We start from the raw sequence: 25,193 nt of genomic DNA on the forward strand, positions 1-25,193 counted from the left end.
CAGAGACATCTTGGTTTGTAAGGTGCCTTCACCATCATAATGTTAAACTTTATTATTCCATTTCTGGCACTTAGAATACGCGACCTCTATTCCACTATCGGCCTTCCGATTGAATGATAGATCAGAGAGTGTTTTTTGGCCTCACTTAGGTCAAAAATGTTTCTGCCATCAATGACAATTGGGTTTTCCAAGCATTCTTTCACTTTAGAAAGATCAAGCTCTTTAACTTCGGCAGAATCTGTCACAATTATACAAGCATCTGCACCTTGCAGGGCCTCATAGACATTCTCATAATAATCGATGGTATCACCAAAATGTTTCTTCGCTTCCTCAATGGCAATAGCATCAAAGGCCTTGATCTTCGCACCATGTTTAAGCAATTCAGGGACGATTTCAAGGGATGGAGCATCTCTCATGTCATCCGTATTTGGCTTAAACGCCAAACCAAGGATGGCAAAGGTCTTACCTTCAATATCACCAAAAACGTCTATGACTTTTTTAACTACCTTACTCTTTTGTATATCATTTGTTTCCATTACGGCTCTGATTAATTTAAAGTCATAGCCTACAGAGCTTGCGATATGCAATAATGCACTCGTATCTTTAGGGAAACAAGATCCTCCATAGCCTATTCCTGCATTAAGGAACTTCTTGCCGATACGGCTGTCGAGTCCCATACCCTCTGCAACCTTTGTAACGTCCGCTCCAATTTCTTCACAAATGTTTGCGATGTCATTGATGAACGAAATCTTGGTAGCCAAAAAGGCATTGGAAGCATATTTAATCATTTCTGCACTTTCTAAATCAGACTTTAAAATGATGGTGTTAAAAGGAGCATGTAACTGTTCAATAATTCCAGCTGCCTTGTCACTTGATGCACCGATGACAGCACGTTCCATATTCATCGTGTCCTCAATTGCAGAACCTTCCCGTAAGAATTCCGGATTGGAAACCACGTCAAACTCTTGATTCCCCCCAGAAGTCTCTTGGATAATCTTATATACCCTTTTTCCTGTTCCAACCGGGACAGTACTTTTGTTAACAACTACTTTATAAGTGTTTAAATTTTCACCAATTGTTTTTGCTACAGCATCCACGTAGGTCAGATTGGCTTCACCCGTTTCAGCCATAGGAGTTCCTACAGCTATATAAACAATCTCAGAATCTTTAATGGCCGCAGCAATGTTTGTAGTAAAAGAAAGATTTCCTTTTTCCGTATTTTTTTTCACCAAATCTTCAAGGCCTGGCTCATAAATAGGGATAATTCCTTCTTTTAAGTTGCTTATTTTCTGCTCGTCTATGTCACAACAAATAACTCGATTCCCAATTTCCGCAAAACACGTCCCCGACACAAGACCAACATAGCCGGTTCCCATAACTGCTATTCGTTTCATATTACCTATCCTATCCTTTCGTGATGTAATTAGAATTAGCTAAGGATTTTAGATATTCTATCACTTCTTCTCGCAAATCTTCTCTATCAAGAGCAAAGTCAACCGTTGCTTTTATAAAACCGAATTTATCTCCAACATCATAGCGTACTCCACCGAATTGATAGGCTAATACTTGTTGTTGGCTATTTAACGTATTAATAGCATCAGTCAATTGTATCTCCCCGCCTGAACCTTTAGGCGTGTGTTCTAGGATATTGAATATCTCCGGCGTCAACACATAGCGACCCATGATTGCATAGTTGGATGGTGCTTCAGCAAGCTTTGGCTTCTCCACAAATCCATCCACATTGATCACGTTCTCTTCTAGTTTTTCTTCTTTTGGAGAAACAATACCATACTTAGACACATCTGTATCTGGAACACTTTGAATTCCGACAACAGAAGAGCCATATTTATCATAAACGTTGATTAGTTGTTGGAGACAAGGTGTTTCTCCTTTTACGATATCATCACCAAGCATGACACCAAAAGCATCATTTCCAATGAACTTCCTTGCACACCATATCGCATGACCGAGGCCAAGCGGTTCTTTTTGTCTTATATAATGAATGTTTGCTAAATTAGCAATGGATTTTATTTCTTCTAGAATGTCGTACTTTTCTTTCTTCTCTAATGTTTCTTCTAGTTCATAGGATTTATCGAAATGGTCCTCAATTGCCCGTTTTCCTCTTCCACTAACAATAATAATATCTTCTATCCCTGATTGAACCGCTTCTTCCACGATATATTGAATGGTAGGTTTATCTACAATTGGAAGCATCTCTTTGGGCTGGGCTTTTGTAGCAGGTAAAAAACGAGTACCAAGTCCAGCTGCCGGGATTATTACTTTTTTTATTGTCATAGTTTCCACCTCAGAAAGTATATTTTCATTATAGTAACTTGCGGTATATTTGAATAAGGTCCTCTGAATTCTGTGTAACATCGAAGTTTGATGTTACCCTTTCAAAAAGACTTTGGATAACCTCTGAACCATAGCTGCCTTTATCTGTATACCCCAAAACCCCATTCACTATCTGTTCAGAGGACTTAGGTTCAATGAGTAAATCTTTATATTCTCCGAACAACTCAGGGATTCCACCTACATCAGAAGAAAGAACAGGAACCTTTAAGGCTAATGCTTCGATAATGACAGTAGGCATGCCTTCCCTATAGGATGGGAGAAGGAAGATATCAGCTGCGAGTAAATAATCCTTTACCCTTTCATTCGCAATCTGACCGGTCAGGATGATTTTATCTTTCCCTTCCAATTCACTTTTTAAGGGACCATCACCTACAAGCACAAGTCTGAAACGGTCATCCAATTGCTCTATTGCGGAAGCCATTTCCCTGATGCCCTTTTCATTCATAATCCGTCCAACGAATAATAGAAGCTTTTTATCCTCCGGCAGGCCTAGGCGCTTGCGTAGGCTGATTTTTTCTTCCTCGCTTAAATCAGTACCGGAAAACCTCTCCATATTTACTCCTATTGGAAGAACTTCCGGTTTTACGCCTGTCAGTTTTTCCGTCTTCTCGGCTAATGCACCACTTACGGCCGTCACCGTTCCAGCATTCCTGACGGCCAATTTAAAAGCATTCATGGCACTGTTACTGTATTGAGGGTAAACGTTCACATCGCTTCCGTGCAAGGTTAATACATAAGGTATTTTATTTGTACTAGAAAGGATTGCTGCCGCACCGCCGCTAGGCATCGCAAAATGGGCATGGATAATATCAAATTTTATTCCTTGATCTTCGATATATCGCTGAATGGCTTTTGCGAATCTTTTGTGTGGCTGCGCCCATTTTAACTGACCCGGGATAGCAACGAACCTAGGGCGATGTATCTTGATCCCATTCCACTCATAATTTCGAGGAAATTTCTTATAATTTTTATATTTCTGACTGACCCGAGATAAGACTTTTGGTGAAAACGGGACAGGTGCCACCACTTCAATATCCACCCCTAAATCTCGGATAGATTCCGCCTGTGTTTGATGAAACACACCAGCACCCGGCAAGTGATCAGAAGGATAAGCAGACGTAATAAAAAACACCTTCATCACAATCTCCCCCTTGTTGTTTTGTTAAGAATTTTTCTAACTGGTTTCCATTCTTTGATTTCGGGATATCCAAAATAGATGGCAACGACATATATGATCCCACCAATACCAACCGAAAGGGCAATATTAATGTATATATTGATAAATTCAACTTGATATAAAACGATCTTGAAGAAATAGACGAAAACGGCCATCATCCCTGTTATAAGTATTGGCTTTATCAAAGTACGAACATAGTCCTTCAGTTCAAGATCAATCAACTTTTTCAATAACCATCTGCCGATCATGAAGTTGATGAAACTTGTGACAACGTAGGTCCAAGCCACTATATATATATCATATTTAGTAGCAAAATACATAGTAATACCATACAGAAGCATGACTCCAAAGTCCCAATAGAAGGCGATATTTGCCTTCCCTTTTGCCAGAATGATCGAACCATTGGGGTTCATCAGGACCCTCAAGATACCAACTATCGCTAATATTCCAAGAATAGGTGTTGCATCTAGCCACCTGGCACCGAAAAACACTTCAATAAACAAGTCGGAGATTGCCATTAGACCTAACAATAACGGTAAACTGACAAGGGCAAGCATCTTGGTGACATTTAAAAAACCTTCTATTAGTAGCTTGTTATCTGACTGGCTTCGTGAGAAAACTGGAAACGCTACCCTCGTAATGATTGGATTTATTTTCATGACAGGAATCGTCACTACTTGGTACGCCAAGGAATAGATACCAAGGGCTTCCGCTCCTAAAAACCTACCTATCAATATGTAGTCTATATTTGCCCCTATCCTGTTAACAAGGCGTGACATCAACTGGAATACACCAAACGACATCAATTCTTTAATAGAAGATAAATTAAAGACAAAAGTAGGCTTCCATTTTTTTGAGTATACAGCAAAGTACAAAATACCCTTAAGAGAATTTAGTATAACTTGTGAAATTACATAGGCGTAAAGCTCCTGTATTAAAAAAAGCATGACAAGTAAGCTAATAAAGGATGCCAAGTTGGTTGCAACTTCTATTCTGCTTAAAAGATTAAAATTAAGGTCTTTTTGCAACAAATATTGAAATTGCTGACCGATTGGAGCTATAAGGAACATAATCCCCAACACTTTAATTAGTGGAACTAATTCAGGTTGATTATAAAACCCCGCGATGAGCGGGCTGGCAAAAAATAAAGCAATGAATAAGAGAATACCCACAATGATGTTCAGCCAATATAATGTAGATAATTGTTCATGTGTAACTTTTTCCTTTTGGATGATTGCTGCACTGAACCCCATATCCAACAAGATCTGCGTAAAAATAACAACCGTTGTTATCATTCCTACTACACCGAATTGTTCCTTTGTTAAGAGATTCCCGAGAATCGCAAATTGAGCAATTTGAATTACTGTTATGATGATGGTAGATAATGCTGTCCATTTTGCTCCTGATAAAATCTGTTTCGTGATAGTCGACATGATTCTTCCCTACTTTTAGTAATCTTTCTACTATTATTTACAATTAAAAACCCATTTATAGATTATAGCACAAAGTATTATAATACTTCTTTTTTGAAAGAACTGTAGGTATTACAATTACTTATCAATTATGTAAATTTCATTACTTCCCGACTGTTACAAATGCAAAACGCCTGTTTCTATGTAGAAACAGGCGTTTAAAATGAACTTTATTTATTGATGAAGTAGTTTTCTACCCCATTATAGATAGCTTTAGCCGCTCTTTCTCTGAAAGTTGCATTTGCTAAAAGTTTAGCTTCTTCAGAGTTACTTAGGAAAGCTACTTCTACCAAAACGCTTGGCATTTTGGAATCACGTATAACAACAAATGATCCTTCTTTTACACCGCGATCACGTAGCCCCAGTTCAGCTACCAACTCATTTTGAATAGATTCTGCAAGCTCTTTACTTTCCTGGGATTGATATTTGTCGCTATACCAGGTTTCCGTTCCATTTGCACCCGGATCTGTAAATGAATTCACATGAATACTTACAAAAATATCTGCGCCTCTATTTTCAGCATCTAGCACTCTATCTGCCAATGGAATATAAACATCCGTTGTTCTTGTCATCAAAGGTAATGATCCAGCTGACGTAACTTTATTTTGTAAACGTTTGGATATATCCAAAACAATATCCTTTTCTTGAAGTCCATTCTTTACAGCACCTGGATCCGTACCACCATGCCCTGCATCAATAGCAATTCTCTTTCCAAGCATAGGTGCAGATAATGTTGTAACAACTTTCTGGCCAACAGAAGTTGTGCCTCCCAACACTACGAATTCCCCTATACCTCTTTCCTTAATCAAGTTTAATGTTGTACTTGGTAGTTGTGTAGGTTGAGTTAAGAGTATAACAGCATTTTGCTTTGCAGCAAGCACAGATCCAGCTAAAGCATCTGCATAAGCATGTCCGTTTGTGATAAAAGATTTCTTCGAATTGATGTTTAACTGTTTCACAACATTTGTTGCAACTTGGAAACGATCACTTCCACCAATTCTGGTAGGAGACGGCATTTTATTGGAAACAGCGCGAGAAACACTCGTTTCTCCTCCCATGATATATGTAGATGTTACATTTCTATTTTTTAGTGTATTGGAAGTTACAGTTGGGACAGTAGTACTTTCTGTTAGTAAGATTGGAATACCATTTCTCGCTGCATATGGGGCAATAGATAATGAATCAGCAGCAGCCCTGCCATTTGCGACAATAGCCATATTTTTGGCTGGTAACTCCTTAGCGATGTTTGCAGCAACCTCAAAACGGTCGTTTCCGCTAATTCTTCTAACTTGCATTCCTAAACTTCTAATCTCTGAAACTACTCTTTCAGATACACTGGTCGTACCACCAATTACAATTACATTACTAGCTCGCAATTCTTGCAATCTTTTTTTTGTGTTTGCCGGCAAGCCATCTGCTCGCGTCAATAGTATCGGTGCATTCAAACGATATGCTAGTGGAGAAGCTGCCAACGCATCCGCATATGCGGCCCCTGATGAAATAATAACAGTATTGGATGTAGTCCAACCTTCCCTTGAAACATTAACTGCAACATCGTATCGGTCTGCTCCATCTATTCGTTTTGGTCCGCTCGCTTCAGCCGTATTAACACTGAAGAACGTCGTGAATAGAACCAAACAGATGAGCATTGTAAACTTGCGCACTTGATTACCTCCCTAAAATTTTCATCTCTCGACAAATATATCAAAAAAATACTATTTATTCACTAGTTCATCACAATAAAATGTCGATTTTTGCAAAGATGAGTCAATAATCACAAAGATGTGAAATTTCGGGACATAAAAAAACCGGAGAGATCCGGTTTCTAATTAGTTTGCTTGAACATTTTGAAGTTCCATTCTGCCCTCATTTTCGATAAAGCTAATCGTAACCTTAGATCCCTCTTCCACCGCATTTACAGCTTCTTGATTGTCAGGGGATACATAATATGTAACATAGCCGTTGTCAGTTTCTACTTCAATTGTATGATTATCTGCCCAACCTTTATACACACCAACGGATTGTTGAACGTTAGCTTCCTCTTCCACAGCTTCTTCATCCGATTCTCCTTGGCTAGCATTAGAATCAACAGCTTCCTCGTTTGACTCATTTTGACTATTATTGTTGTCAGCGGAAGTACCACAGGCTGACAATACCATTAAAAGCGAGAACATTAATACCGCAAGTTTTTTCAATGCATTTCCCCCTATCTCATTATTTACACATAAACCATACTAAAAAACTGAATAGAATTAGTCAATAAATTATTAGTATCATTTTGCTTTCCTTCAATTTTTATCCATTGTTATACTGATATAATTCCGTTACAATGTTGGTGGCCTTTCAAACAAGGAGTGAAACATATGAAAAATAAAAAATCCAATTATATAGAAGAAATTCATTTAATTAGAGCTGTAGCCTGTCTGCTTGTTGTATTAGTGCATGTTTCCGCCACTTATTACTACCAACAAGATGGGTATAATGATATAACATTCTTTTTTAATCAGATTGGTAGATTTGGAACCCCTCTTTTTGCCGTAATCAGTGGCTTTTTACTTTTTTACCATGTAAGGCAAAAAGGTTTCCAACTGAATAAATTTGTCACATCTCGATTTGTGAAAGTCGGTTCTCCATTTTTATTTTGGAGTTTATTCTATATTTTTCTACTAGTGCTACTAGAAGGTGCTACACCCTTAGCCGAAGGGAAGAAAATATTCACTATCGACTTTTTATTAGGAAACTCTTACGTTCATTTATATTTTATGTCTATCGTATTTCAGTTCTATCTGTTATTCCCTTTATTGCAGAAAATACGCTCCAGACAATTATGGACTGTACTTCTCGCACTTTCACTAGCAATTAACTATTATTTTGTCGAGCACTTTACACCAAGCTCATTTAATAATGAGTTAATACAATATGCATTCTCTCAACGTGCTCTTTTTCTAAACTGGATTTTCTTTTTTATCTTTGGCGGGTTTGCCGCATATAATTGGGATAAAATCTATACGCTTTCCAAAAGAATTAAATCTGTCTCATTAATCGCCTCTATTTTTATTGTTGTATTAACAGTTTATGAATACAAAGTGAATGGATCCGTGTCATCCAACAGACCTTTGAACTTTATTTATATTCCTGTTATCTTTGTTACTTTAATTGGTTTATATGACTATATATCCAAATTGAATTTCTTGAAACAGGCTTTAACTAAGGTAGGACAGCTTTCCATGGGCATCTATCTAGTTCATATGTTTATCATTTATCTTTTCGTTCACTATATGCCAGGATCTATCTGGACAACGCTGAACTTCCCATTTGTGTTCCTAGCAATTCTATTAGCTTCGATCCTATTTGTGAGAGCAATTCAGCTATTACCTTACGATCAATACTTGGTTACAGTGCCTAAATTAAAAAACACAAAGCGAAACAACATACCAAGATCAGCATAATAGAAGCTTTCCAGTCACTCGGCTGGAAAGCTTCTATTGTTTATATTTCTTAAAATACAAATGACTATTTTGATAGCTTAGTTTTGCTCAAATAGAAAGAAGAGCTTGAATTTTCATCCAAGCTCTCCTTTTTTATAATCTCCACAAAATAACATTCTCCGGACATTCTTCTTTTATTAACTTGCTCTTAATATCCACTACCACTCCAGATCCTTCTTTTAGAAGACTTCCAAATTGGCTCCAGCCTTTGTCTACGTATGATTGGTGTGGTACTGCAAAAATTACTGCATCGGCTGGTTGAAGGTTTTCATAGTCGACCAATTCGATGCCGTATTCTCTTATCGCGTCTTCTTTTTCGGCGTGTGCATCTGTTACTTGGACTTCTACACCGAATTCTTTTAATTCATCTATTACATCAATAACTCGGGAATTTCGTAAGTCTGGTACGTTTTCTTTGAATGTTAATCCAAGAATTGTTACTTTCGCTCCCTGTACTTTCATATCTTTTTTGATCATTTCTTTTATTAGAGAAGTAGCAATGTGTTTGCCCATGTTTTCGTTTATACGGCGGCCTGCCAAGATTACCTCTGGATGATATCCAACACTTTCTGCTTTGGATGTTAAGTAATATGGATCAACACCAATGCAGTGTCCTCCTACTAAACCAGGGGAGAAGCGAAGGAAGTTCCATTTTGTCCCTGCAGCTTGGAGAACTTCATCTGTGTCTATATCTAAACGATCAAAGATTAATGCTAATTCATTCATTAATGCAATATTTAAGTCTCTTTGTGTATTTTCAATTACTTTTGCTGCTTCGGCTACTTTAATGGTACTTGCTCGATAAACACCGGCCTCTACAACTGAATTGTACACAGAAGCTACTATCTCTAGGATTTCTTCGTTTTGTCCTGATACTATTTTTGTGATTGTTCGGAATGTACGTTCTTTATCTCCCGGATTAATTCTTTCAGGTGAATACCCAATAAAGAAATCTACTCCACCTTTTAAGCCTGATTGTTCTTCTAATATTGGTAGGCAAACTTCTTCTGTTGCCCCGGGATATACAGTGGATTCATATACCACGATTGTTCCTTTAGAAAGGTTTCTCCCCACTGTTTCAGACGCTTTCTTTAAAGGAGTCAGGTCAGGAACATTATGTTTATATATTGGAGTTGGAACCGCTACAATAATAAAATCTGCTTGTGATAGGTCTGATTCATCCATGGTAAAGTCGATATTTGCTTTCACCAGATCCTCAGGTGTTACTTCATTTGTGTAATCTATTCCTTGCTTTAATGTATCGATTCTATTTTGATTAATGTCAAAGCCAATGATCTTATGATTTTTACCAAATTCTACCGCAACCGGTAAACCCACATAACCAAGACCTACAACTGCTATTTTTCTGTTCATATTCTGTATATCCTCCTTGGGATGATAACTAATATAATGATGATTTTATATTAACAAATAAAGATTTCTTTGTAGTGATTTAAAATATATAGAATTACTATAGAAAACACAAGTTACACCTAAGGAAATATTATAATTTGATATGTTCGAAAAATCCACTTCCAACCTATATTGTAAAGGGAAAGTAATATTTAACGTTAATTTAGGCATGAAAAATTGATCGAATTTCATAAAATCCTACAAACACTACATGATAATACAGTATTTTACAGTAAATATATTGTATTAGATCAACATTGACCATATAATCGAATGTAACGATTACTAAAGAAGGAAGAGTGCTGCATGTTTAAGAAAGTATGGTTTAAAGTATTGGTAAGTGTGCTAGGTTTTGCTACCATTTGCGTTGGTATTTTTGCTTTCAGTGTATATAAATCTCTGGAGGATGCTGCAAATTCTATGCATTCCCCAATTGATAGACCCAATTCCGAGAAAAGAGTCAAAGAAGTAGATTTAAAAGAAAAAGATCCATTGTCCTTCTTAATTTTGGGAGTAGATGAAAGACCTGGAGATAGAGGACGGTCTGATTCCATGATTGTATTAACTGTAAATCCCAATAAAAAGTCCATACAGATGGTTAGTATTCCTCGTGATACAAGAACAGAAATCGTAGGAAAAGGGTTCGACGATAAGATCAACCACGCTTACGCATTTGGCGGTCCAGAAATGTCCATTGCAACGGTTGAAAATTTCCTTGATATTCCTATAGATTATTTTGTACAAGTCAACATGGAAAGCTTTAAAGATATAGTGGACGCTCTTGGTGGTATAACCATTAATAATAAATTGGAATTTAACCAAAGTGGTCACCATTTCCCTGTTGGGGAGATTGAGTTAAACGGGGATGAGGCATTAAGCTTTGCGCGTATGCGTTCTGTTGATAGTGACTTTGGTCGTCAGCAAAGACAGCGAGATGTGATTCAAGCAATTATTAATGAAGGTGCTTCCATATCTTCCGTCACAAAATTTGATGATATCCTCGAAATTCTTGGAAATAACGTCCGCACAAACCTGACATTTGATGAGATGGTAGACATTCAGGCTAATTATAAGGATGCTCGCCATGACCTATCCCAGCATCAAGTGAACGGATCAGGTACCATAATAGATAACATCTATTATCTTATTGTTGCAGATGAAGATCGTTCGAACCTCTCCACCTTGCTAAAAGAGCACTTGGAGTTTGATTCCGAAGTTGCTAGGAATAATTAAAAAAGAAAGGGCTAGCCAAATGGCAAGCCCCTTTTCTTATTATCCTAATAGCCCAAACAGCTTTTTCTTTTCTAATATTACGCATGTTTTACCGAATAAAAGTTTTTATCTAGAATCAATAGGTTTTGCATATAATATATATCTCTCAGGCGCAGCTCCAGTTAAAGTAAAGGGATAACATGTCGTGAGAAGCAGATCCTCCTTCTCCTTTTGGAGGGTAATGACTGTTCTGTCATCCTCGTCCACTATCTTAGAGTCATAGATTTCATACATATATTCCCCATATGGCATATTCACATAGAATTTATCGCCGATCTCTAATTCGCCTAAGCGAAGAAAAACGGTATCTCTATGTCCGGAAAAAACAATCTGCCCTTCTTCGCCAGGGAAAGATGCACCTTTAAAGTGCCCTACACCCTTTTCCAATTCATCAGGGTCGGTTCCTTCCACAATGGGCAGTTCTGCTTCAAGTCTTGGGATCTTCAGTAACCCCACTACTTCTCCTGTTTCAGGGGCAAAATCATCTGGTTTTTTGGGACGTTCTTTTTTATCTGGTGTGTCCTTTTCGCCTACCATTCCCTTTGTAATCGAAACAGCATCTTTCAGGGCCGCCTCCGTTTTTCTATCCATACTGATTTTTTCAAATAGGCCATAGCCTATAAAGGAAATACCGGTAACAATAAACAGGATGGCTACAATCATTCCTTTTTTCAATTTTTGATGTCACCTCTAATATCTAGTATTTTAGATGTCTTTTCTTTTATTCTACCTGATACAAGTAAAACAGCAACCACATAAGCTTCGACAAATTACAAAATACGATCGAATACGCCAGACATATTTTTCATGAAAATCGGTAAAAATGCTGCAAGAAAATGGAGACCTATCAAGGCAAAGTAATAAAATTTATATGTTGCAAAACGAAACACAAGCGGAATGATAATTAGTAGAATTCCTGCTACGTTGATCAAGGAATAGATCATGGTACCTTGTGTTTCCCCAAAAGTAACGATCAAGTAAAAGAAGCCAATTATACTAATATTGTAAATTAAAAGTAATAATGAGAGTGTAAAGCAAATGAAATTAATGAAACTCTTTATCTTTGGTCGCCAATCGACTTTTGTCATACTATTACATCCCCCTAAATAACGCCATTCTTTTATCTGTATCTTTATTTCGATAAATAAGTACAAATTCCCTGTTTTTTTCTTAATTTTGGAGAAAAAATAGTCGATACTTATATGAAAGCTTATTAATAGCAGATAAAAGTCGAGTAACCTCGAGATCTCAATCTTGCTGCAAGGCGTTTTGCATTCACTTCTTCAGAGAACGCTCCTGCCTGAACTTTGTAGAATTCCTCTTCTGTGAATACAAATGCAGGAAAGCCTGACTTGTTTAATTGTGCCGCAAGACTATCTGCATTTTTCTTCATTTGAAATGCTCCTACTTGCACCTTGTACAGCCTGGTGGAAACGCCCATTGTTTTTAGCGTTAAGTTGAAATATTCCACTACCCCTTCCGCGATGGCAAGCGCACAGGTTTGGCGATAGCTAGTTGATTTTAATAACTGCGCTTCCTCGCGATTAGTCATAAATCCACATTCACAAAGAATCGATGCCATATTCGTTTCGCGAAGAACATGGAAATCTGCTGATTTTATCCCTCTATTTTTTCTAGCGGTTGCTTGTATCAGCCCTCGGTGGACTATGGTAGCAAGGCGATTGGAATCCGGAGAGGTGGCAACAGGGCAGAATGTTTCAATCCCTTGTGCCGTATTCCATCCTCCGTTACCAAAAGCATTGGCATGTATGGAGACAAATGCCTGCGCACCCCAAGTGTTTGCCCTGTCTGTACGCTCCTTCAAATGTACGTCTCTATCATCCGCATGGGTGAACAGCACCTCTGCATCTTGATAGCGCAGCAATTCTTGCCTTGCACACTCGGCAACCTCTCTATTAAATTCGTATTCCCTCATACCATCCGGCGTTCGTTTGCCCGGAGTACTGTAGCCATGCCCCGCGTCTAACACTATTTTCATTTTCCCCACCTCTTTCTCAATTTAGGTCCATTGTCCTGATCACCTAGAGGGCTCAAAATAACCCTACGTAACCTTTTATATAATTTCTCGTCTAACTATACAAAGAGGGGTATAGTGCATATATAGATGAAAAAATGGAGGAAATACCTCATTCCGCTTGCCCAAATTCCAAGAACGGAGGATGAAACATGTATAAAACGATGACGTTCCTACTAATGTTAATGATAATGACTGCTTGTGGAACAGGAGGAGACTCCTCTCAAGGCAGTCCTGGTACAGGAGATGGAAATGCACCTGTAAAGGAAGAAACTTCTGAAGGTTCAAATGATCCTATTAAATCAAAAGAAGAGGCAAGGAAGAAGCTAGATACAAACGAACTAAATAAAGACGAACTGGCTGTCCAGGTTGACCGCCCAAACAACGATTTTCTTTTTAAAGTTACGAATAACCAAGAGAAAGATGCCGAAGTCCACTTTACGTCCGGACAAGAGTACGATTATGTTGTATATGACGAGTCAGGCAGTGCAGTGAAAAAACTATCAGAAGACATGATGTACACCCAAGCTATCAAGGAACTGATTTTAGCTCCAGGAGAATCATTGGAATACCCTATACCTTACAATGACTTGGCAGCAGACCTCCCACCAGGAGAGTATACCATCCAATTCATTTTCACCGACTCCAACCATCACGGAACTGCAGAAGAAACTTTCACTGTCGAATAACAAGGACATATGTCACGAGGTTGTAACTCCCTTACAAAAAACCTATAATAGAATAAGAAGATTTTACCGGCAAAGGTCTACGCGATGAAGTAGACCTTTTCGTTTTTTGACGTAATAGATGAGCAAATCCCCCCTACAGCCTGTAGTGCAGGACGTGAGACTCCTCGAAAATGCTAACGCATTTTCTTCGTGCGATGTAAAGCTGTCGCAGAATTCCTTGTCCTGCGGGAGGAAGGGACATGGGAGACCCCGCAACGAAGTGAGGAGGCTCCCGGACCGCCCGCGGAAAGCGAACGGCCGGAACGAAGGGCTGTAGGGAATTTACGCAATTTAAGTTATGAAACACTAATGGATGGTGACAAAAATGGAGCAGTTTGCAGCATGGCTGATAAATACATACCCACTCACTAACGACAACAACAGAAACATCCTAAAAGAAGGCTTAAAACTGTTCCGCCAAGGCAACGTCATACACGCCTACCAAGAAGGCTCCACCATGACCGGAAAAGTACAAGACAACGGCCAAAAACACGTCCTTCTTGACGAGGAAATCGGCGACCTTAGCAGATGCTCTTGCGGGGCAACTACCCTATGTCCCCATCAGCTGGCCACCTTTCTATCCATATGGTCACAATCCAAAACGATTGCCTCTCTTATTGACAGTTGGAAGGAACAAGAAATTGAAAATATCCTCCCAACCCTTGCGACGGCAACGATAAAAAAAGAAGCAACAACCTATGAGGACAGCTCCCTTTCAAGCTGGCTGGAATTTGTCGACCATCAGCATCATCAATATAAAAGCTCCATTCCTAGTAAAAGAACCTATCTGACCGGCTTGACACATGCATTTTTCCCAAAACTGCGCACCCAGGCTCCTAAGAAAGCGGAAATACGTCCATTGTTTTTATTACACGCTTCCCTCTATTGTATGGAACAAGTAATAGACAGCTATGATAGTTCACAACCTTATCAATACATTGCCGATATCCTGCACCGTTTTGTTGATACGGTCGAAGAGGAATCCAAGGGCTTGTTTCACAGCGCCATCGCCTTTCAACTTGACTCCCTGCTGAAGGAAAGCAGGCAGTTGATCCGAGAAAAGCTGTTGCAACAAGAGGAACCTTTTATAAGGGAAATGTTTTATGTGTATCAGTTTACATGGAATGATGTGTTTCAACGTCGCAATTGGATGAGTGTTGAGCTGAAAGAGATTCAAGGTGAGACTTCCCTTCAAGCGGAGCTGGCTAAGACACATTTGTTATTTTTGCAGAAAAAAGACGAGGAGGCGTTGAAGCTGGTCAAGAAAAACGGCAACCAGTATGCGCCATATCTTTTTCATTGGTTACAATCCTTGGTCTTCCATAAAGCGAAGGACAGATTGGAAAGTTGGCTGGCTGTTTCGCTCCCGATCGTGACTTCCTATATACATTCAGAACCAACCTATGATCGGAAAAGGCAGCTGACGAAACACCTTCTTAAATTGTTAACGGACTATGCGATGGAAACCAGGCAAGATAAACTTTATAAAGATGCCATGCGCCAGTTGATGCCCTATAGTTACGGAGAGTATGAATGGTACCTGTTTGAAACGAAGAACTACCGCCAGTGGGTGGAGCTGCAGCTTTGGATGGGATTTGAACTAAGCGGTTTGGAGGCTTATAAGCTGAAAGAAATCAAAAAAACGGACGCATATGCGCTTTTCCCACTCTATCATGTGGCAATCAACAAAGCATTGGAGCAGCGCAACAAAACCGCCTATAAAGAAGCGACGTCCCTGTTGAAGGCTTTACATAGTCTCTATAAAAAAGAGAAACTGGAAGACATTTGGCTTCAATATCTGCAACAGCTAAAAGAAGGAACGAAAAGACTTCGCTCCTTCCAAGAAGAATTAAAAAAGGGAAGATTCAGCTATGATTAATGAGGCGCTATTTGCCAAGTCGAACTATATTGAGGAACAAAACCAATTTTTTCTCTATGTAAAAATTCGCTCCTCGGTCCTGCCACCATCACGTTTCACCCCACTGCTTTTCACTTGGCATGAGGGATCGTTTTTTGGCACATTCCTTCAGGAGTCATCCTATGATGGGATTTCCGGGATATTTCTGAATCCGAGTGACGCACTTGAACTTTTTGCCAACAATACGGAGAATTCTTTTCTTGAGTTGGAATGGTGTGATCAATCGGAACAATACCGCCTGATTGCCCCAACAGTGTCTGATCTGTTGAATAATAGAGCTTTCCAACCAAGCTTTTCCGCATGGCAGGAAGGGAAACTTTCCTTTTCTTTGACAAAAGAAGGGCAGGAAATGATTGCACAAAACCCTCTCCTTCCTTCCTATGCCGGCAAAATGGAAGAATGGTTGGACGCCATCATGAAAGATTGGATGGAACGCAATGAAGAAGGCTATCTCCAGACATACTGGATGGATTATACAAAGGATCCGCGCCAATTAGCAGCGGAAGGTTCCCTTGTGGAATATGTGGATGAAGAAGACTGGCTTCGAGACATCGGCTGGACGAAAGATACCACTCCATTCAAACTGGGGCTCCGTCTTTTAGAGCCTGAAAAAGGCGAACAAGACTGGAAGCTTGAGACCTTATTGAAAGACAAGAAAACAGAAGAACTCTATGTATGGGAACAGGATAGCCTTCCCTCTTCTTATAAAAAGTACAAAAAAGAAGTCAATCGCGGCTTTAAAAAGTGGCAGCAGCTGACTCCCTCCCTCTTTTCAAATGGCCAGATACGTTCTTATTTGACGGAAGAGGATGCATGGCGTTTCCTTGTAGAAGGCAGTGAAAGACTGTTAGCCATTGGAAGCTTTATTTTCCTTCCACCATGGTGGCAAGCCATCAAGGATTCCCGAATCAAAGTGAAAGCACGAGTGAACGGATCCAAAAAGGGTGGCAACCATTCCCAATCCTTTGTAGGCTTGCAATCCCTAGTCAACTTTGAATGGCGCTTTTCCACACGCAACACGGAGCTTTCCGAAGAGGAGTTCCTTGCACTTGTGGAAGAGAACCGCCGCTTGGTACAGATCAAAGGCGAATGGGTCGTGTTGGATCCAAGCTTTATTGAAGAAATAAAACGAATGATGAAACATGCCGAAGAGAACGGAATCCGCATGGAGGATCTGTTGAAGAGTAATGCTGCAGGCATGGGCGGGGAGCTTCCGGTAGAAGTTGATGCAAGTGGAAGCTATTCTGTCCAGGATATCTCTTATGAACTGACCGGATCTGCCGAGCGCTTGATTGAACAACTCTATCAAGGCAAGGACATTCCTCCCTTTGAGGTGCCGGAAACATTTAAGGGCGAGCTCAGACCTTACCAGGAACAAGGTGCGGCATGGCTTACCTTTTTAAGGGAGCACGGCTTTGGGGCTTGTCTTGCAGATGATATGGGACTCGGCAAGACCATTCAGCTGATTGCTTATTTCCTTTCATGTAAGGAAAAAGAGCCAGAAGGTCCACCAGTTCTCATTATTTGCCCAACTTCTGTACTTGGAAACTGGCAAAAAGAACTGGAGAAATTCGCTCCAAGCTTGGATGTTATGCTGCATTATGGTCCTAACCGTGGAAAAGGGTCTATTTTCCGGGAGGCTGTACTGGGTTCAGATGTTGTGTTGACCTCCTATGCCATTTCACATCTCGATGAAGAGGAACTGGCAAGTGTAGGCTGGCGCACCATCTGCTTAGATGAGGCACAAAACATCAAGAATGCGGATACGAAGCAATCGCAAGCAGTGCGGAATTTAAGCGGTTCCCATCACATCGCCCTGACCGGTACCCCTATGGAAAACCGACTGTCAGAGCTTTGGGCAATCTTTGATTTTATCAATCCTGGATACTTGGGGTCACTAGGCTCCTTCCACAAGCAGTTTGTGTTGGCGATTGAAAAGGATCAGGATAAAAAGAAGATTCAACAGCTGCAAATGCTCATCCAACCGTTCCTGTTGCGCCGCACGAAGCAGGATGAACAGGTGGCACTGAACCTCCCTGCCAAGCAAGAGCAAAAGGAATACTGTCCATTGACCATTGAGCAGGCTTCTATTTACGAACAGCTCGTAAAGGAAACCTTAGATAAAGTCGAGGAATTAGGTGGCATTAAGCGTCGCGGCCTTGTGTTGAAAATGCTTGGGCAGTTAAAGCAAGTCTGCGATCATCCTGCCCTTTACTTAAAAGAGGAAGCCCCAGAGAATCTTTTGATGCGCTCGAGCAAGATGGAAAAATTGGTGGAACTCGTGGAGCAGATTCGTTTGCGCGGAGAAAGCTGCCTTATTTTCACGCAGTACATTTCCATGGGGAATATGATCATTGACGCATTGGAATCTTCACTAGGGGAAAAAGGAAGATTTCTAAACGGCAGTGTCGTCAAAAAAGACCGCGATCAGCTGATTCAGGATTTCCAGGACGGGGACTTTCATGTGCTGGTACTATCATTGAAAGCCGGCGGAACCGGATTGAATCTGACCGCAGCCAACCATGTTATCCACTATGACCGCTGGTGGAACCCGGCCGTTGAAAATCAGGCAACCGACAGAGCGTATCGGATCGGGCAAAGCCGGTTTGTACATGTCCACAAGTTTATTGCCACCGGAACGTTGGAAGAGAAAATCGACGCGATGATTGAATCGAAGCAGGCTCTGAATAATCAGATTATCACAAGCGAGGGCTGGATTACCGAGCTTGATAATGAGGAATTGAGGGATTTGTTGACGTTGCGATGAGGATATAGGTTGTCGTGGTCTTACCGGTGAACTGACTGGTAAAGACCTCTGCTTGCCTAATTCCAAAATCAGGAGGTCTTTACTTTTTATCCAAATCCTGCACTACTCATATATCACCCTCCACCAAAAAGCGCAGCCCCATCTACAAAGATGAGTCTGCGCTTTTTTTTGTTGCCTCTTTCTTATTCTTTTTAACGTAAGTGGACAAAAATCCGGTAATAATCCCTTTCAATCCACCCATCCCATCCAACCAAACATCCGCCCACTGGCCACTTCGGTCTGGATGATGAAATTGCAAAAATTCATCTAGCATCGCAATGACAAGAAGGATTGAAAAACTGAACATAAATACTCTCCAATACTTCCTCCCTAAAGAACTGGCAAAGTACCGGACAAGCAAATAACCAAGGACACTATAAAAAAACAGGTGCGCTCCTTTTCGAAAGAGGAATTCCACAAACTCATATCCTCCCATGCTTTCCACGCTCATCTTGTTATTCACATACGGAATCTCCATTCCAGAGAACACAGCAGCAAGACGTTCTTCTGCCACCAGCATCCGCAAATATGGCCTGATGTCCTGATCAGCATAGGACATGGTAGACATATAGAACAATATGACGGTCCAGCCAAAGGCCAGAAACAGATAGTATAGAATCCTCTTATTTCTCAAATGAGCCACCACCGTAATCTAGTTAGAATCGAAAAAATTCTACTTAGTTACGGTGTGTCCCTTCTAGGCATCCCTTATACTCTTCAACTGAAATTCTTGCTGATCACGCCTTGTTTTGATTGCTTTAAACTTAGATAGGCGGTTTTTCCGTTGTATTTGACAAATATCCTTTGTAATAATCCTTCTACTAGTTCCTGACAAACTTGTTCCGGGCATTCGAGCTTTAGAAATGCTTTACGCTGTCTGTACCAGGCATATGAGGAGATATCGAGTTGGTAGCTTGGGAGGTTGATGGTAACTGATATGATTCTTTTATCCTCGTATGAGCGAAAATGCAGTTCAACAGACTGGTTGGAACTCGTCGAAATGCAACGCCAATTCCCATTCTTAGCAGATTCATCTTTTGAAATTTCCAAGGCATCAAAGAAAGAGGATCCCGGTGCTGATGAATAGTCATCCTTTGGTTCTTTTACATAAATAAAATAATTCTGTCCACCTTGATTCTGATCTTCCATCCCAGGATGAAAACTTACCGTAGTCAACTTAAAATCAGCCACATCCATCACTCCCTCTTTCATTATTCACTCCTCCTTAGTATAGGTAAATTTACTTTTTATAGAAAATTTAGGAAAATTAATGTTTTATAGCTTTTTCCTGGGTATTCTGCCCTATCCTCTTTCATTCTCACTATTTTGCAAAATTCGACACTGTTCTATTTAGGAACAATCAATACTTTTGTTCTTAAGTAGAACAACGATTCTATTGATTACCTCCTTGGCAACCACTACGAACAAGAACATTATGTAAAAGAATTCAACCAACTCTATCAGATCAAACAAGCCGACGAAAAACTGATGCAAATTGTTGACTATCTAAAACAACATCCTACTTTCAAGGACATCCTACATAAATACACTAATCAAAGCATCACAGATAGAAAAGTAATGGAAGATATGCTTGCTATCTATGTGAACAAATGATATTTCAAAAAGAGCCAACCTTTAATAAGGCTGGCACCAAGAAATGGAGAACAAAGAGGCAAATCTTCTCTCTAGAGGAACCAAGAGGGCTTATCCTCTGCATCATGCTGATAAGCAAAAAAAGAAAGGCAGCTTGTTTCCGCAAGTTGCCTTTTTTAATGAAAGGCTAAAGCAAAAATGGGAGGGGAGCCCTTTGCTTTATAGGTAATAGGTAAAGAATATAGATTGCTTGATACTTGGGATGACCTTGCAAGACTTTTAGCTACACTCCAACCTTTTCAGGAGGTCGTGGTTGTGTCGACAAGTCTGGGAATTCTGATGTTCTTTGTGAAGAGTGATGAACCGGCGGCGGACTTTGGGAACTTTCCGATTGCCGATTTTCCTGCAGAGGTTGAGACTGCTCCCACCTCTGTATCTCACTACGCATTTGCTCCGTAGTCGAGTTCTGCTTTTCCGGATACGGCGGTATTGGCGGCGCAGAAGGTTTTTCCTCCTTCTTTTTTTCAAGAAACCGCACTTTGTCCACCACAATATCGGTAGAAAAAGCGGTCGTTCCATCCTTAGCTTCATATCGACTTGTCTGGATCCTGCCGGTGACTGCCACAAGTGCACCTTTTCGGCAATAATTCGCCGTCGTTTCCGCAGTGCCTCTCCACGCCGTGCAAGAAACAAAGTCTGCCTCATAGACACCTTCCTGGTTTTTAAAATTCCGATTAACAGCAAGTCTGAAGCTTGCAACAGGTGTTCCATCACCCGTATAACGCAGATCAGGGTCCTTCACCATCCGACCAATCAGCACCACTTCATTAATCACGATAATCCCTCCTTTTTCTACAAATTTCGTATTGCTCCGTTATCATAACTGCTCGGTAGGTTTAGGTAAAATGAGGGTTTTGCAATTTTATGAAGGTTTTTTTAGGTGAAATCGTGTTTTGCCCTAAAGGGAAAATACAGTTTTGGATGGTAAAAGAGATGTCGAATGATGAAATTAAACATATGGAGGATTTTTTTCTGACGTTCTATCGGGTGAGGGTATCTTTCCCTGCGCTTATGTTATAATAAGACAAAATATTGGTTCATGTATTGAGGTCTAACAGCTTCACTTAGACTCATTATGGAAACCTAAAATATACCCGTTGGAGGAAAATCATGAAAACGTTCAAACTTATTGCATTATCCCTTGTACATGGAGAAGAAGTTGAACAGCTGGATTTACAAGACGGATTGATTATTAATAGAGAGTACGGAAAAGAAAACTGGTTGATTGAAGCTTTGCTGCCTAAGAGCGAGCCGGAAAAATATGAAAAGTTCCGTGATAACGAAGAAATGCTTCATGTTCAAGCTACAATCTCAAAACCAACCAATGACCCTGCTTCCTTTGAAGCAGTCGTCCGCCAAGTGGCAGTGATGGAAGACAAGATGAGCATTCTATTCGAAGGAGAGCTCTTCCGCAAAAACACCAACTACCACGAAAAACTGCTCCAACGCCTAGTAGAAGAAGGCTACACCGGTGACGAACTAGTAGACGCCTTCAAAAACAAAGTAAAAGAAAAACCGGTGTTGGAGAAGAGTAAGTGAGGTTTAGTGCGTTAAAGAGATAAAGAGGGGTCTGACCCGCTGTGCGTTAATGCACTAAAGAGGGGTCTGACCCTTTACGGGTTTTGAGGTAAATGTCCGAAGTTTTGCTGATTTTGACCGAAGTTTTTCAAAAGTTGTCCAAAGATTGTGCATAGTTGACCGAAGTTTTCAATAAGTTGACCGAACAAATTTTTTAAATGTCCAAACCCCACCTCACAGTTGACCGAACAAATAAAAACATTGTCCGAACCATTTAAAAAAAGGTTGATAATTGTCCAAACAGCCCCTGAGTTTGTCCGAATGATTTTCCAAGCATTGATTTCCACCTAAAAACTATCCGATTTTAACAAATTCTCATCAATTAGCACAACTCCGTTCCCTAAACCCAAAAATCACCGAAATTCATCGAAGCCGCCAAACTCACCTTCTCCTCCAATCAACTCCGCCTCGATCACATACCGCTCAGGCGCACTACCAATAAACCGAAATGGATAGCAAGTAGTAATCGTCAACATCTCCCGCGGCCGTGGAACCACCACTGAAGTGTCCTCTTTATCCACAATTCTGATTCGACTGATCTTATATGTGTACTCTCCACCACCAAACCTGAGCATCACCTTGTCGCCGACTTCAAGCTCCCCCAAACGACGAAAGACGGTATCCCTATGACCTGACAGCACAATATTCCCGCCGTCTCCTGGCAAACCGGTACCCGGAACATGTCCGACGCCCTTAACAAGTTCCTCCTCTGACACACCGTGAAATATCGGTACACTTACCTCTAAAACAGGAAAATACACTTCGCCGATTTCCTTCCCAAGCTCCCCAATCGCTCTAGCTCCAGCTGCCTCTGTTTCCGTCAAATCCATCCCTGAAGGCATTTCCTCTACAAATTGCGAACCCTCTCTCCCCAACCCCGACCTATCCTCCACTGCCGATAAACCCTGCCAAAACAAAAGGCCGCTTCCCACAAACAAAGCAGCCCCCGTCACCATCAATATCCAAAGAACAAATGCCCAGCCATAACGCCCTCGCATTTCCTACCCCTTGCGGACCCTTCTGGCACCATTCAACATAAGCATGGCTCCACCAGCCACCACTACTAACCCCAGTCCTGCCAGCATTCCCACCCCATAAAGAGACGAGGTATTAGGCATCCTATTGCTATAAAGCTCGTCACTCATTTTCACGCCAACCTGACCTAAATGAATGAGCTCTTTCCCAGTGGACTGCACATAGGACGGGGCAACAATCTGCTCATCCATTACTGCTGAAGCAAGAAGCGAACCCTCTTTATCAAAAAGGTCCAAGTGAACTACCTTTCCCTCCAACCATCCGGGCTGCATAAGCACCTCCTGTGATACCTTCACTCGGCTACCGTCCTCTACATGAAGATCGGCCTCCACCCGAAACACTTCCATGAACTCTGTCCACAGGGAAAAGACTTTTTCAACAGAATTAGGTTCTTCATCCAACATCCCTTGCAATCTTTCAAGTTCCTTTGCCAAAACATCTTTTGGCAAACTCAAAATATGCCGGAAAATTTGGCGTGCCTCTTCTGCCTCAAATCCCATGGATACTAGGAAATCCTCTGCTCTCGCCACTTCTTCTTCATGGGTCATATAAAAATCAACCGCAATTTCCAAGTCCTCAATGAATGTATAATCCTGCACCTTTTCCCCAAAACGTGACAACAGTACTTCGAGCTCTTCTTTTGTCAGATCATAGGTTTCTAGCATAACAAGAAGATTTTCTTCATTTATTGGCGTACCTAGCTCATCTTGCAGGTGATTGATATCCTTGAAATCATCCAAGCTCACTTCATAAAACGCCAAATACTTATCCAGATCCTTTCTTGTCCACCCTATTTCCTTCAAATAGGAATCCACCTCTTCCTCCTTTGGCGCCGCCTTTGCATTTAGCGGGGAAAAGAATAGTGTCGACCCTATTAAACATGCACAAATAACCAACAGAAACCGCTGCATTTTCCATGCCTCCCATTTATCGTTACCATTTTTTAGTAGCATGCGCATATGCGGAAAATTTATGCAGGAAACTGGTTATTTTTCCAAATAAAAAAGCATCTAATCTCCACGCAAAAAGTCGGAAAAATTAGATGCTCATTTTTTACGAAGTGCCCTGCAAGGCTGCTTCAATATCATCTTCAAAGGTCTGGATAACAGGTTGCAAAACCTCGTCTAGCTTACGGAATGTTGATGAAACACTTCCTGCTGCTATGCCGAATTCTTCCGCTAGCGCCTTCTGTGTTTCCTGCTGTTCCTTCATAAAATGAGTGTCCAAAAAGTAAATCAGTGCAGCAGCGTAATTCTGCTCGTTGCGGATGACTGGACTCTCTTTCATGCAATAGATGGACCACAGCATAGTGGCGAATTCCAAAAATCTTTCCGGATAACCGCGCTTTTTCGCTCCGTCTGCAAACAATCCTAACACACGCTCTTGCGCCTCATCTTGAACTGGCAACTGTTGGACATCCTCTTCACTGAGTTCAAACTCTATCATTCTGCCCGCAAGCATTGGAAACTCCGCACGGATATAGTCAGTATTCATAGCCACTTCTGTCAATTCCTCAACTAACTTTTCTTCTAGGCGGATAGCTTCTAACACACCTCGTTCAAAAGTGGACATGAACACAACTTTTGACTGCTTGAAAGGAACAAACATCCCAATCACCAGTTCATTTTTACTCAAGCTGTCTTCTCTGCCGATATAAGTGACTTTTTCTTTCTCTTTTGTGAAAAAGTCCTCCATAGTATAAATTCCGCTACGCACATTCGCCACCTTATAAACGGAAGGAAAGGCTTTCTGCCAGCTTTGTGCCCATTCTTTCACCTGAGGACGGGAGAACTTGCCATCTTGTGCTGCTGTGAATTCTTCCGCAATCGTCAGACCATTATCTCGCTTTACCGTGAACATATACCAAAGATGAAGTAGCTCGTTAAAAGCCTCTTCCTTCATCTCGTCTAAGGAAAATTTATGTAGATAGTCGATGCTTACTTTTTCAAGATCACTCGAGAATTTTTCATAAGCAAATCTCATCATATCGACCTGAAGTGCCATTACTTCTGATTCCAGCACTTTATCAAGGCCATCTTGTTTTTTCTCACAACATTTTTTATATTTCTTTCCACTGCCACAAGGACATGGTTCGTTTCTTCCAATCATTCTATCACCTTAAACCTTTTGTTTTTTCTAAGCTGTTCCCTAACACACTTAAGGACAACGAGTTTAATTCTAACATATTTCTCGCTATCATGTAGGAAAGCCACGGCTGGATATCATAGCCAATCCTCTCATAAAAAACAAAAACACCCCCAAA

The 25,193-nt window shown here is 40.6% G+C and carries 23 protein-coding genes; 6 read left to right on the forward strand and 17 right to left on the reverse strand.

Features of this window, described 5'->3' with window-relative positions:
- Nucleotides 1-86: 86 nt before the first annotated feature.
- The 6 genes from tuaD to LG307_RS19740 form a co-directional block, all read right to left on the reverse strand.
- Nucleotides 87-1,394 carry a UDP-glucose 6-dehydrogenase TuaD gene (gene tuaD, locus LG307_RS19715; protein ID WP_404445581.1) on the reverse strand — a complete coding sequence of 436 codons (1,308 nt, stop codon included), beginning with the start codon at nt 1,392-1,394 and terminating at the stop codon, nt 87-89.
- 10 nt (nt 1,395-1,404) lie between these two features.
- Entirely contained in the window at nt 1,405-2,295 is an 891-nt protein-coding gene (gene galU, locus LG307_RS19720) for a UTP--glucose-1-phosphate uridylyltransferase GalU (protein ID WP_404445583.1), read from the reverse strand.
- A 28-nt stretch (nt 2,296-2,323) separates the two neighbouring features.
- Nucleotides 2,324-3,493 (reverse strand): glycosyltransferase, encoded by a 1,170-nt coding sequence (locus tag LG307_RS19725; RefSeq protein ID WP_404445585.1) that lies wholly within the window; start codon nt 3,491-3,493, stop codon nt 2,324-2,326.
- Nucleotides 3,493-4,965: a teichuronic acid biosynthesis protein TuaB gene (gene tuaB, locus LG307_RS19730; protein WP_404445587.1), complete on the reverse strand. Its 1,473-nt coding sequence runs from the start codon at nt 4,963-4,965 to the stop codon at nt 3,493-3,495. The genes LG307_RS19725 and tuaB overlap by 1 nt, the downstream gene beginning before the upstream one ends.
- Nucleotides 4,966-5,174: 209 nt before the next feature.
- Nucleotides 5,175-6,668, reverse strand: coding sequence for a cell wall-binding repeat-containing protein (locus LG307_RS19735; RefSeq protein WP_404445590.1), 1,494 nt, complete (start codon nt 6,666-6,668; stop codon nt 5,175-5,177).
- A 165-nt stretch (nt 6,669-6,833) separates the two neighbouring features.
- On the reverse strand, nt 6,834-7,199 hold the full coding sequence (locus LG307_RS19740; protein WP_404445593.1) for a hypothetical protein: 366 nt from the start codon (nt 7,197-7,199) through the stop codon (nt 6,834-6,836).
- 168 nt (nt 7,200-7,367) lie between these two features.
- Between LG307_RS19740 and LG307_RS19745 the strand changes: the two genes are divergently transcribed.
- Nucleotides 7,368-8,453, forward strand: coding sequence for an acyltransferase (locus tag LG307_RS19745; protein ID WP_404445596.1), 1,086 nt, complete (start codon nt 7,368-7,370; stop codon nt 8,451-8,453).
- Nucleotides 8,454-8,585: 132 nt separating this feature from the next.
- Here LG307_RS19745 and LG307_RS19750 read toward each other — a convergent pair whose 3' ends face one another.
- Complete coding sequence (locus LG307_RS19750; protein ID WP_404445598.1) at nt 8,586-9,866, reverse strand: nucleotide sugar dehydrogenase; 1,281 nt, start codon at nt 9,864-9,866, stop codon at nt 8,586-8,588.
- A gap of 345 nt (nt 9,867-10,211) precedes the next feature.
- On the opposite strand from LG307_RS19750, the gene LG307_RS19755 reads away from it, so the two are divergent.
- A complete protein-coding gene (locus LG307_RS19755) occupies nt 10,212-11,138 on the forward strand; it encodes a LytR family transcriptional regulator (protein ID WP_404445600.1) in 927 nt (308 codons plus the stop codon).
- 105 nt (nt 11,139-11,243) lie between these two features.
- On the opposite strand, the gene LG307_RS19760 is transcribed toward LG307_RS19755, so the two are convergent.
- From LG307_RS19760 to LG307_RS19770, 3 genes are all read right to left on the reverse strand, one after another.
- Nucleotides 11,244-11,852: a class D sortase gene (locus LG307_RS19760; protein WP_404445602.1), complete on the reverse strand. Its 609-nt coding sequence runs from the start codon at nt 11,850-11,852 to the stop codon at nt 11,244-11,246.
- A gap of 95 nt (nt 11,853-11,947) precedes the next feature.
- Nucleotides 11,948-12,265, reverse strand: a complete 318-nt coding sequence (locus LG307_RS19765) for a hypothetical protein (protein WP_404445604.1) — start codon at nt 12,263-12,265, stop codon at nt 11,948-11,950.
- Between the two features lie 125 nt (nt 12,266-12,390).
- The gene (locus tag LG307_RS19770; RefSeq protein ID WP_404445606.1) at nt 12,391-13,176 is read right to left on the reverse strand and encodes an N-acetylmuramoyl-L-alanine amidase; all 786 of its coding nucleotides are present in this window, start codon (nt 13,174-13,176) and stop codon (nt 12,391-12,393) included.
- 188 nt (nt 13,177-13,364) lie between these two features.
- Here LG307_RS19770 and LG307_RS19775 point away from each other — a divergent pair, with 188 nt between their 5' ends.
- From LG307_RS19775 to LG307_RS19785, 3 genes are all read left to right on the forward strand, one after another.
- Complete coding sequence (locus tag LG307_RS19775; protein WP_404445608.1) at nt 13,365-13,901, forward strand: BsuPI-related putative proteinase inhibitor; 537 nt, start codon at nt 13,365-13,367, stop codon at nt 13,899-13,901.
- A gap of 364 nt (nt 13,902-14,265) precedes the next feature.
- Nucleotides 14,266-15,819 carry an SWIM zinc finger domain-containing protein gene (locus LG307_RS19780; protein ID WP_404445610.1) on the forward strand — a complete coding sequence of 518 codons (1,554 nt, stop codon included), beginning with the start codon at nt 14,266-14,268 and terminating at the stop codon, nt 15,817-15,819.
- Complete coding sequence (locus LG307_RS19785; RefSeq protein ID WP_404445612.1) at nt 15,812-18,625, forward strand: DEAD/DEAH box helicase; 2,814 nt, start codon at nt 15,812-15,814, stop codon at nt 18,623-18,625. The genes LG307_RS19780 and LG307_RS19785 overlap by 8 nt, the downstream gene beginning before the upstream one ends.
- Before the next feature lie 142 nt (nt 18,626-18,767).
- On the opposite strand, the gene LG307_RS19790 is transcribed toward LG307_RS19785, so the two are convergent.
- The 3 genes from LG307_RS19790 to LG307_RS19800 all read right to left on the reverse strand — a co-directional run bounded on the left by LG307_RS19790 (nt 18,768) and on the right by LG307_RS19800 (nt 21,092).
- A complete protein-coding gene (locus LG307_RS19790) occupies nt 18,768-19,298 on the reverse strand; it encodes a VanZ family protein (protein WP_404445615.1) in 531 nt (176 codons plus the stop codon).
- 83 nt (nt 19,299-19,381) lie between these two features.
- The gene (locus LG307_RS19795; RefSeq protein ID WP_404445618.1) at nt 19,382-19,876 is read right to left on the reverse strand and encodes a hypothetical protein; all 495 of its coding nucleotides are present in this window, start codon (nt 19,874-19,876) and stop codon (nt 19,382-19,384) included.
- 664 nt (nt 19,877-20,540) lie between these two features.
- A complete protein-coding gene (locus LG307_RS19800) occupies nt 20,541-21,092 on the reverse strand; it encodes a single-stranded DNA-binding protein (RefSeq protein WP_404445620.1) in 552 nt (183 codons plus the stop codon).
- A gap of 335 nt (nt 21,093-21,427) precedes the next feature.
- On the opposite strand from LG307_RS19800, the gene LG307_RS19805 reads away from it, so the two are divergent.
- Entirely contained in the window at nt 21,428-21,856 is a 429-nt protein-coding gene (locus LG307_RS19805; protein ID WP_404445622.1) for a YwpF family protein, read from the forward strand.
- Between the two features lie 74 nt (nt 21,857-21,930).
- On the opposite strand, the gene LG307_RS19810 is transcribed toward LG307_RS19805, so the two are convergent.
- From LG307_RS19810 to LG307_RS19825, 4 genes are all read right to left on the reverse strand, one after another.
- Nucleotides 21,931-22,182: a hypothetical protein gene (locus LG307_RS19810; RefSeq protein ID WP_404445624.1), complete on the reverse strand. Its 252-nt coding sequence runs from the start codon at nt 22,180-22,182 to the stop codon at nt 21,931-21,933.
- A 66-nt stretch (nt 22,183-22,248) separates the two neighbouring features.
- Nucleotides 22,249-22,893 carry a class D sortase gene (locus LG307_RS19815; RefSeq protein ID WP_404445626.1) on the reverse strand — a complete coding sequence of 215 codons (645 nt, stop codon included), beginning with the start codon at nt 22,891-22,893 and terminating at the stop codon, nt 22,249-22,251.
- Nucleotides 22,894-22,896: 3 nt separating this feature from the next.
- A complete protein-coding gene (locus LG307_RS19820) occupies nt 22,897-23,841 on the reverse strand; it encodes a processed acidic surface protein (RefSeq protein ID WP_404445629.1) in 945 nt (314 codons plus the stop codon).
- A gap of 142 nt (nt 23,842-23,983) precedes the next feature.
- Nucleotides 23,984-25,039, reverse strand: a complete 1,056-nt coding sequence (locus LG307_RS19825; protein WP_404445631.1) for a YecA family protein — start codon at nt 25,037-25,039, stop codon at nt 23,984-23,986.
- Between the last annotated feature and the right edge of the window lie 154 nt (nt 25,040-25,193).

The organism is Sutcliffiella horikoshii (assembly GCF_044809035.1).
GTDB classification, from domain to species: Bacteria; Bacillota; Bacilli; order Bacillales; family Bacillaceae_I; genus Sutcliffiella_A; species Sutcliffiella_A horikoshii_G.